Annotated in this window: 1 protein-coding gene; it reads right to left on the bottom strand. The window is 40.2% G+C overall.

The annotated features are described in order from the left end of the window. A partial coding sequence (locus C2M25_RS20715) for a hypothetical protein (protein WP_199775202.1) occupies positions 1–224 on the bottom strand: 224 nt, incomplete at both ends.

Raw genomic sequence — 224 nt, 5'->3', positions numbered from 1 at the left:
GCATCATCAAGATCATCATTTTCTAATGCATCGTTCTCTTCAGCTGCTGGCTCTGCTACTTGCGCTTCATCAATTAAGCTATCGATATCAAGATCATCTTCATCAATGAGTTGATCTGCACTTGGTTCTTCGACTGACGCTTGTTCTTCTTGAACGTCATCTAATAACGAGTCAATGTCATCAACATCCAGCGCATCATCAAGATCATCATTTTCTAATGCATC

This window comes from Pseudoalteromonas sp. T1lg21 (genome assembly GCF_002964625.1).
GTDB lineage: Bacteria > Pseudomonadota > Gammaproteobacteria > Enterobacterales > Alteromonadaceae > Pseudoalteromonas > Pseudoalteromonas gelatinilytica.
The sequence above is the reverse complement of the archived record's forward strand: the minus strand, read 5'-3'. Positions and strand labels throughout refer to the sequence as shown.